The 10,266-nt window shown below is 71.2% G+C and carries 4 protein-coding genes; all 4 read left to right on the plus strand.

The window, feature by feature from the left end; all coding sequences use genetic code 11:
* Position 1: 1 nt before the first annotated feature.
* Positions 2 to 364 (plus strand): hypothetical protein, encoded by a 363-nt coding sequence (locus SSOG_RS45110; protein WP_009721018.1) that lies wholly within the window; start codon positions 2 to 4, stop codon positions 362 to 364.
* Positions 365 to 3,046 carry a serine/arginine repetitive matrix protein 1 gene (locus SSOG_RS45115; protein ID WP_009721019.1) on the plus strand — a complete coding sequence of 894 codons (2,682 nt, stop codon included), beginning with the start codon at positions 365 to 367 and terminating at the stop codon, positions 3,044 to 3,046. It begins immediately after the preceding gene.
* A gap of 380 nt (positions 3,047 to 3,426) precedes the next feature.
* A complete protein-coding gene (locus SSOG_RS45120; protein WP_167542554.1) occupies positions 3,427 to 6,639 on the plus strand; it encodes a lonely Cys domain-containing protein in 3,213 nt (1,070 codons plus the stop codon).
* Position 6,640: 1 nt separating this feature from the next.
* A partial coding sequence (locus tag SSOG_RS45125; RefSeq protein ID WP_039940301.1) for a lonely Cys domain-containing protein occupies positions 6,641 to 10,266 on the plus strand: 3,626 nt, incomplete at its 3' end.

Here is a 10,266-nt window from a genome sequence, read left to right on the forward strand (position 1 = left end):
AATGATCTACAACAATTACGAGGCGAATCCCCCGGGCATGAAGCGGGCCCTTCACGGGATCCGAGAGAACGCGGAGGCACCGAAGGAGGCGAAGGCCCGGTTCAGGCGCCTGAGGGACGGGGTCGACGACTGGAACGGAGACGACGACGAGTTCTTCCAGAAGACCGAGCCGCAGTGGCTGGCTCAGAACGAGAGCTGCGAAGGATTCATCGACGGCGTGGACCAGTTCATGGTCGGACTGGAGTCGGCCGTGCTCGAGAGTCTGCGCAGCATCGGGCTGAACCAGGGGGCGGTCGGGGACCGGATCAACGAGGCCAGGGTGAACGCGGACAACTACCGTGACGGTGGCCACGGGAAGCGCTAGATGTACGACATCGAGTATCCCGAAGAGGTCGACGGCCTGCTCTTCGCCCTGCTCGGCACAAAGCCGCTTCAGGCCAAGGCGGGCAAGGCCTGGGTCAGCCGTGACCTCTACACGGAACTCGGTTCCTGGATCCTCGACATGCGCGGGCGGATTCTGGACTCGATCACCGAGGTGAGGGACTCCCTCCCGCCGAATGTGGCCGACGCCTATGAGCAGTCGTTGTCCCAGGTGGTGAACAGAAACGGCGCAGACGCCTTTCAGCGGTTCGCGCAGCAGATGGACCTGTTCGCCGACAATCAGGGCAAGCTGTCCCTACAGATCCAGAAGGCGCACTTCGAGATCATCGCCGAGATCATCGCGTTGATCCTGGAGCTGGCGATCCTGGCGGCGGTCTCCGTGTTCACCGGTGGTGCCTCGGCTTCGGAGATGATCCTGGCCCGGATGAGGGCCAGGCTGGCGATCCTGATGACGGTGGACCGTCTCCTGCGGTACATCCAGTTCTTCCCGTCGCTGACCCAGGCGATGGAGGAAGCCATTACGAGTCTCGCCGTTCAGCTGACGGCCATGGCCATCAATCCCCCCGAACAGCAGGCCGGGGGGATCGACTGGAAAGACGTCGGAATCTCGGCGGCGGTCGGTGCGCTGGCCGGATTCTTCGTCGGTCAACTCGGTGCCGGGGCGTTCAACCTCAAGAGCATCCTGTCGAACGTCTTCAGGAATAATTTCGGCAAGGATGTTTTCGGTAAGTTCGAGATTCAATTCAAGAACATTTTCAACAGGCACAACGCGAACAACGCGATATTCGACGTCCCGTCGGCGTTCTTGGCCGAGGGCTTCGGCGAGACGATCGCCGTGGCCATCATCCTGGGCAAATGGAACTGGACGGACCTCGTCGGCGCCGGCCTCAGCGGGGTATCCGAGCTATTCATGCACGGGCCCGTGGCGCAGAGTTCCGGGTCCCTGCACACCAAGGTGTTCCCCGACGGGAACGTCTTCACCGAGTTCCAGAAGAACACCGCAGACATCCTGATCAAGCGTCTCAGCGAAGGCCCCGGCAACCCTTCCAAGGTCACCTCGGCCTCCGGTCCGAAGGACCTCACGCCCACACCCCCCGCCACCCCACCCACGACCGTGGGCTCCTCGGTCCCGGCCGCCCCGTACAGCCCTGCCCCCGGAGCCGGCAACACACCGCCGCCCCAGGTCGATCCGATCGACTACGACAGCTCGGACACCGGGTCCATCTCCTCGTACGAGCCGTCCCTCTTCGACGGGGACGCGAACTTCTCCGACACCTCGTCGGTCACGTCGTACGACAGCAGCACGACCGGAGACACGCCGGACTCGTTCACCACGCCGAAGAGCCCGACCGTTCCGGACGCCGTAGGCAACCATGTGAAGAGTCCGGACCTCCTCAAGGACCCGAACTCCCTCACCACCTCCCCGGAGTTCCAGAACATCGCGTCCGTGCTGGACACGCCGGGCCCCATCGCCACGCCCACCGGCCCGGACGCGCTGAAAACGCCGAACCTGGCGAACAACCCGAGCGCCGTCACCGGCCCGAGCGCCCTGAACAACCCCGCCGCGCTGAACACTCCGCTGCCGAAAATCCCCACCGTCTCGCAGCCGGACAGTGAACTCACCAACTACGGCGACCTCGACTCCGCCGAGAACTCCACCGAATCCCTCACGGGCACCCCGCAGAACAACACCGGGTCCCCGAACGGGATGCCGACGAACACCCCGGCTTCGCACCCCCTCCCGCAGCAGACTCCCACCGGGCAGCCCCGCCTCGAGCAAGGTTCGGGAGAGCAGGAAACGCAGGCCGGGCCGCGCACGGACACAGGGCCGGGCGACGCCGCGGAACCCCACCCCGGCGACGAGAACACGCCGCACCCCGGCGATAGCGAACGCACCCCCGGAAGCGGCGTCCCGGGCGCCCAGAGCCAGGACGCCGTCGTCCGGGCGCGCGGCACCTACGCGGACGCGCTCACCGCGTACGCCGACGCCCTCCGCACCGTCGACGAGCTCGGCGGCGAGGTGCAGCCCGGGACCGGCACCGGCAATGACACCACCGTCGCGCTCGCGGACGCCCAGGCCCGCGCCCAGCAGGCGCACGGCCAACTGCTGGACGCCGCCGCCCGGTTGCGCGACCTCGGCATACCCCCACACGCCGCGGGTCCGAACGAGCACGGCCACATCCCACCCCAGCCCCAGCGCAACGACGCCCAGCGCGAGTGGATCGCCAACCAGATCACGCCCGACGACGTGCCGGACGTTCTGGCGGAGGACCTGCTCCAGCTGCACGGCCCGGGCGCAGCCCCCAGCGAGCTGGACCCGCTCGACCACGTACGCCTGCTGATGGCACCGCCCACCCCGTGGCCGGTGGCGGTCGACACCGTGGCGGCCAACGCCTCGCTGCGCCTGTGGGACGGGGCGTACGCGGACTTCAAGGACGCGGCGCTGAACGGCGACACCCACCCGGAGGCGACCCCACAGCCCACGACGTCACACACCACCGCACCGCAGACGACCGCCGCCGAAGTCGACCGGTCCTGGGACAGGGCCGTCGCCCTGTGCTGCCGCTGGCGTCGGCTCCCGTCCTGGCGACTCCCGCTACGCCGGAGCCCACGTACGCGACGGCGGTACGGCAGATCGCGACCACCTGCTGAGGGCGCGGGCTGACGGGCCTCGCGCTCGCCGACACGCTCCGGAAGAACCTCGGCCACGCCCCCCTCGCCCGCGGTGGCGCCACGACGCCCACCGAGCCGCAGACCTCCGCCACCCCGCCCCCGCCGACACCGATCGCCACCACGTCCACCGACCTCCCGACCGACCCGGCGCCCGCCACGGCCCACCCCGCCACGGTGGTGGCGGACAGCGCGGCGCAGTCGAGTGCCGCGGAGGACAGCGCATCGGACACCGCATCCGACACTGCATCCGACACCGCATCCGACACCGAGCCGGAGCCGCCGCTCCGGCGCGGGCCGGTGACCCGGTCCTCGTCCGGGCAGCCGATGCCCGGGCTGGGCGGCCAGGTCCCACTGCCGGTGCACACCGCGCCCGTGACGAGCTCGGCCGACGGGTTCTGGTCCCACGCGCCTCGGCTGACGCAGGTGTCCTTCGAACCGGACGACACCGAGCTGTCCGAGGCCGCCCGGGAGTCGCTGGAGGAACTGGCCGGCCGGGTGGCCCGGGACGGCCTGCGCAGCCGTAGCCGCGACCTGCCCCTGCCCTTCGTGATCCTCACCGGATACGGCGAGGGCACGGACGAGGAGGCGGAGGCCGAAGGCGAGGAGCGCGCGACCAACGCGTACGTCGAGTTCCTGGCGAGCCTGGACGTCGAGCTGAGCCGCCGCCAGAAGAAGGTTCCCCCGGACCAGCAGCTGACGGCCCATGACTTCACCATCGAATGGGGCAGCTCCGGCGGGGACGTCGGGCAGTCCGCGGACGCGGAAGCGCTGCGCCGCCGGGTGACGGTCGAGGTTGTCTCGCCCATGACCCTGCTGAACGACCTGCGCAAGGCCGATCCCGAGCTGCGGGATGCGCCGCTGGACATGGACGCTCTGATCCGCCGCGTCCTCCACCGCGCCGCGAACACCCCCGTGGGCCCCAGCGAACGCGAACGGGCCGCCGGGCTGATCGTCGACGCGTACAAGGGTGGCTGGACGGACAGCCTGGGGGCGCTGGGCGCCTACCACGCCTTCGAGAAGGGGGTGATCTCCAGCCGGCGGGAGCGCTACTTCACGGTGGGCGGCCACCGGGCGGCGGGTATCAACTGGAGTCCGGAAAAGGTCATCTCACTGGACACCACCAAGGTCGACATCCTGCGGAAACGTCCCGATGGCGGGTTCGACACGGACGGCTGGGGCCACGCCCCGTGGGGGACGGGTCAGTTTCCGTACGCGGTGGTGGCCGAGGGCGGCCACGACCGGGTGACGGCGACGTGGCCGGACGGTACGGCACGCGCCCTGACCGTCGACGAGTTCGTCGAACTGGTCGCCAGGGACCTGGAGCTGACCGGAGCGCCTCCGGGCACCCCGATCGTGCTGGTCATCCCCCAGGGCGGTGACCGGGGGCTGGACCTGCCGCAGAAGCTGGCGGACCGGACGGGCCTGACGGTGTGGGCGCACAGCGGAGACGTCACGATCCACGACATCGGGTCGCAGACGTACAGCATCGGCGTGATCCACCACGACGGTCGCATCGAGGGCGACTGGGTCCCCAGCCTGCCCGGCATGGCGCCCGGCGTGGCAGCGGACGGCCCGAGCTGGTGGCGCAAGGTGGTCAACCGGACCCTCGTCGGCCTGACGGGGCGGCGCATCGGACGCACCGCGATCCGTCCGGAGGAGGTCGCCAAGAAGCAGATGGAAGCGCAGCAGCGTCATCTCGACGCGATGAAGCACTACGCCCACTACAACGTCGCCGCGCAGCGGGTCGTCAGCGGCCTGCTCCCGCTGCCGCGACCGGGCAAGCCGGGAACCAGGCGGTACTACTTCGACGCGCACGGCGGGCCCGGCTACATCGTCTTCCCGCTGGAGGACGGCAAGCACGTCCACGCCCGGAACGAAGACGGGGCGCGGTACATCGCGCGCCGCAGGAGTGTGCGGGAGCTGGACAAGGACGACTGGATCGAGCTGGTCCTCTGCTACGCCGGTTCGCCCCAGGACCATGGCGTGGACAGCGCGAACCGCCGCGACACCGGCGATTCCTTCCCCGGCTCCTTCGTGCCCGACCCGCTCGCGGAAGTCGCCGTGGGGCAGCATGTCGCGAACGAGGCCCGGCACAAGGTCAACTGCACCGTCCTCCTGGATGCAACGGCCCTCCACCATGGCGAATACATCCGATACCTGACGACCGACGCCCAGGGACGGCGAGGTTCGTACGAGCAGTTCTTCCCCGAGCCCGATGAGGAGGAGCTGGACCGCCGGGCGCGGGAGATCGGGTACCACTCGGGCCCTGGGCCGGCCCCCGACGTGGCCAGGGCGGCGACACTGCGACTGGTGCGGGCGCTGCGGCTGACGCTGGGCAAGGAGATCGACGACGACGTACGGATCGACCAGGACCCGGAGTACGCGGAGCTGCTGCGCGGTGTCGCCGAGCTGAGCCGGATGTGGCTGAGCGACGCGCGGTTCGGTAACGCGGGCCTGTTCACGCTGGACTTCTTCGAGCGGGTCGTCGCGGCGACGCTCCCCGCGGGCACACGAGTGCGCCAGGCCGACTACCGGAACGTGCTGAAGGCGGCGGCCGCCGCCGTTGACGGCACGAAGCTGAGCGACTTCGCGACGCTGCCCTCGTCGCTGGACGACGCGGCGCAGTGGCTCGACACCGCGGACGTCGTCGGTGAGGCCGTCCGGGCGCTGCGCTTGCGCGGCCCCGACGAGGTGCGCACGCGCCAGCGGTCCCGGATGTTCTGGGCACGGGTCAAGATGCTGGAGGCGTGGGACGCGTCCGCCTTCGAAGGGATCACCGCTCACCTCTACGACCTTCCCTCGGCCGATCTGGTGACCGACTGGCAGCGCGACTTCATCCGGGATCTCATCACGCGGGCGTTCGCCGGTGGGCTCGACGGATCCGACGCGGACGTGATGGTCGCGTTCCTCCTCGACAGGAAGGGCGCTCTGTCGAAGACCACCGCCCTGCCCGTGCCCGGGGCCCCGGGCACGGTGTCCGGACGGGATTTCCTGGGGACCCTGAACGGCACGGCCCCGGACCTGTCGAAGGTCCGGACCCCCTCGGGGCCGGTGGACGCTCCGTGGGCCGGGAAGGACAAGCAGACGGGCGAGGACAAGCCGGTTCCGTACACCGTGCACGCCAAGGTCGATCCGAAGGCCCCGGGCCGGGTGCTCGTCACCTTCGAGTCCTCCCCGGGCCATCCCCTCACCAGGAGCCTGTCCCCCCAGGAGTTCGCCGAGCTGCTGGCCCGCGACGCGCATCTGTCGTACGAGGACCTGACGATCCCGATCCTGCTGGACATCAAGGGACTCGTCGCCCACGCCCCCGACCTGATCAAGACAGTGGCCCAGCGCCTCGGCCGACGGATCTGGGTGATCGGCGAACCGGCCCCCACGGACCCCGTCGATCCACAGAATCCGGAGCCCGCCCCCTCCCCGGTGCGCCCCCCGGCCCCTCGCCGTGCCGACAGGGGGTTCGACAGCGAGTCCGGCACCGACGTCGACTCCGTCTTCGCGGGGCGGGGGCTGACGGTGCGGTTCGATCCGGGTTCGGCCATGGTGTCCGAGGACGATGTGGCGGACATCGAGGATAAAAAAAAGTGAGGTGGCGCCGTCGGTGCTGGCGGAGTTGCGGACCGGGCGGGCGTTGTCGTCGTTCGTGGTCACCGGGTTCGGCGAGGGTCCGGCCGATCAGGCGCGGGAGATGGGGCAGGAGCGGGCCGAGGTTGTCCTGGAGTGGTTCAAGGATCACCTGGACGATGCGCTGATGCGGCTTCAGGCGCGGGACACCCCGTGGGTGGACCGGCTCACCACGGAGGGGCTCCAGTTCACCGCGCGCAGCCGTGGCGGGGGCCTGGAGCCCGGCATGGACCCGGAGGCGCTGCGGCAGACGACGATCGAACTCACGACGTCGATGGAGTCGTTCGCGGCTCCGGAGCCGGACACCGCGCCGGACCTCTTCGATTCCGACACCGACACCGTCTTCGACTCGGCCCCCGGCTCCGAATCCGACACCGAGCCCGACAGCGACACCGAATCCGCGCGGCCGTCGGCGGCCCCGGCCGCAGCGCCGCCGACGCCGACCCCGCGCCTGTCCGCGGACCAGATCGCGAAGCTCGCCGCCCGGATCGACTCGGATCAGGTGCACACCGCGCCCGTCGGCGATGCGCCCGCCGCTCCGGTCACCACAGCGCCGTCCGCCCCCTCCGCCACGCCCGCCACCTCCACGGCCGGACCGTCCGTGCTGCCGCGGTCGACCCCGGTGGCGTTCGACGGCCAGTCCGCGGAGGTGTCGGCGGACCAGGAGGCGGACATCGCACGGCTGGCGGCCCGGGTGGCCGAGACCGGCCTGCGGAACAAGCGGGCGAGGCTGCCCAAGCCCCCGATCCGCATCACCGGGTACGGCAGCGGAGCGGCCCGGCAGCTCGCCCGCCCACGGGCCGACGCGGTGGCCGCGGTGTTCCGGCGCCACCTCGACCGGGCGCTGACCGGCCTCGGCGCGGCCGACGAGGGCTTGTCCGCGCGCGACTTCGGCATCCTTGTGACGACCGGCGGCACGACGTCACCGAGCCCGGCTTCCGCCCCGGTGACAATCGGGATCACCGCACACCGGAACTCGGCGACGGCGCTGCGGCTGGACGAGCTGCGGCAGGCCGAACCCGGTCTGCGGGACGACCCGTTCCCTGTGGCCGCCCTGGCCAGGCGCGTCCTGGGCCTGGACGACACCACACCGGTCACGGGCGCCCTGCGCGCGGACCTGTACGGGGTGACCGACCTGGCGATGAGGGACGGCCGGGCGGGCAGCCTGGCGGAGGTGGCGGCGTACCGCGCGGAGAAGGAGGCGGAACGCTACGCGGACCACCGTTTCACCACGGGCGGCACCCGGGCCCCGGGTCTGAACTGGACGGGCCTGCCCGACAGCGAGCTGTACACGGACACCATCGGCCTCCTGGAGGAGCGGTCGGGCGCCACCCCCAAAATTCTCGATTCGGCAGTCCCCAGGTGGCACGGCGGCCCCACACCGTATCTGCTGGCGGCCACCATGAACGGCGACCGGGTGACGATCCCGGCGCTGGACCGCACGACGCGGTCCATGAGCGTCGAGCGGTTCGTGGAGGAGGTCCTGAAGGACCCGGAGCTGGCGAAGCTCCCCGCGGGCGCCCCGATCGTGCTGGCCATGCCGTTCGCCGCCGACGGCGAACAGTACGTGGCGCGGCTGCTGGCGGAGCGGACGGGCCGCACCGTATGGGCGCACAGCGGTGACGCACGGCTGATGACCACGGACGACGGCCGCCTGGCCCTCGCGGTCCACACGGCTTCCGGGCGCCCGATGGGCGCGTGGTTCCCCGTCCCGCCCGGCATGCTGCCCGACCCGGACGAGGGGGAACACGACGAGGACTGGCACGAGGATGTGCTGTCCTCGCCCCTGGCCAGCGAGCTGACGGCACGGCAGATCGGCCGCGCTTCCTTCCAGCCCGAGGAGCTGGCCGTACGGGAGGACGCGTACCGCCACCTCGACCAGGTGACGAAGTACGTGCACTTCAACTTCGCCGCCGGCACCTACTCCAAGACGTTCCCCCTCGGACCGGCCGCCCGGGGGAAGCTGAAGGCGTTCTTCGCCGCTCACGGCGGGGCGGGCTTCACATCCTTCGCCCTGGACGACGGGACCACGCACCGGGCGTGGGGCGCCGGGGGCGCCAAGTGGCTGAAGAAGCGCAAGAGCTTCACCAACCTCCTTCAGGACAAGCAGGAGGACTGGCTCGGCCTGGTCTCGTGCCGGTCGGGTTCACCGAAGGACAGCGCCGTCCCGCGCCGTACGGCCTACGGGCGGAACAACCCCGGTGCCTTCGTGCCCAACCCGCTCAGGGAGGTCCCGCAGGGCCAGCACTACGCGAACGAGATGCGGAACAAGGTGAGCGCCGCCACCGTCCGCTCCGGCGTCGCGTTCCTCGACGGCGAGTACGTCCGCGCCCTGGTGACCGACCCCCAGGGGCGCTGGGGGACGTACGCGGAGTTCTTCCCGGAGCCGGAGACCGGCGAACTGGACCGCCGGGCGCGCGCGATCGGGCTGCACAGCGGCCCGGGGCCGGTGTCCGAGGAGGCGCGGCAGCAGACGCTGGAGCTGGTGCGGGCGCTGAGACTGACGCTCGGGAACGAGATCGACGACGACGTCCGGATCGAGCAGGACCCCGACTACGCGGAGCTGCTGCGCGGGGCCGCCGCGCTGGCGCGGATGTGGCGGGACGACCCCCGTTTCCGGCAGGCGGGCCCGTTCACCCTGGACCTCCTCCGCCGGGTCGTTGCCGCCAAGCTGCCCCCGGGGCAGGCCGACCCGCGCCGGGCCGACTACCGCGCGGTGCTCGCCCAGGCCCTCGACAGCGGGCCTGACACGCCGCTGAGCGGCTTCGTGACGCTGCCACAGGCCGTGGACCGGGCCGCCGCCCGGCTGGACGGCCCGGACGTGGCGCGGGAGATCGCGGACGTCCTCCAGCTGTCCGGCCCGGACGAGGTGGGCGAGGACGAGCGCTCGCAGATGTTCTGGGCGCGGGTCAAGGCGTACGAGGCGCTGGACGCGCTCGACGTCGCCGGTCTGGACGCGTACACCGCGCGGATGCTGCACCTGGACCCGTCCGAGGTGGACGACGCACGGCGGGACGAGGCGCGGGATCTGACGGCCGCGGCGTACGCGGTCGGCCGCGACGGGGCCGACCCGGACCAGGTGGCCGCCTACCACCTGGAGACCGACCGGGCCCTGTCCGCCACCACGGCCATGCCCCCGGTCACGGTCGGCGGCCCGGCGGCCGGGCGGCATCTGCTGGCCACGCCGCGGGGGGACACCGCCGTGGACCTGTCGAAGGTCCACATCCCCGGCGGCACGGTGGACGCGCCGTGGCACGGGAAGACCGCGGAGGGGAGGGACCGGCCGTATCCGTACGTGGTCCGCGCCGAGGTGGACCGCGACGACCCGGCCTACCTCTTCGTGTCGTACGACGGGGTGACCCGGCGGGTGCCCGCCGCGGAGTTCATCGAACTGGTCGCGGGCGACGCCGAGTTGCTGACCCGCGACCCTGCCGTCCCGGTCTTCCTGGCCATCTCCGAACTGGACCGCCTCGCCCCCGGCCTGGCGCAGGACCTGGCCCAGCGCATCGGCCGGGAGACGTATTCCATGGAGTTCCCCCTCGGGGAGCACACGGCCGACGGGGCGACGCACCCGGTGTTCTCCCTGCACCC

The organism is Streptomyces himastatinicus ATCC 53653 (genome assembly GCF_000158915.1).
GTDB classification, from domain to species: Bacteria; Actinomycetota; Actinomycetes; order Streptomycetales; family Streptomycetaceae; genus Streptomyces; species Streptomyces himastatinicus.

Bases quoted from the DNA above. Each gene is read 5' to 3' on its own strand.
- SSOG_RS45115 (WP_009721019.1), top strand. From the start codon at position 365: ATGTACGACATCGAGTATCCCGAAGAGGTCGACGGCCTGCTCTTCGCC.
- SSOG_RS45110 (WP_009721018.1), top strand. From the start codon at position 2: ATGATCTACAACAATTACGAGGCGAATCCCCCGGGCATGAAGCGGGCC.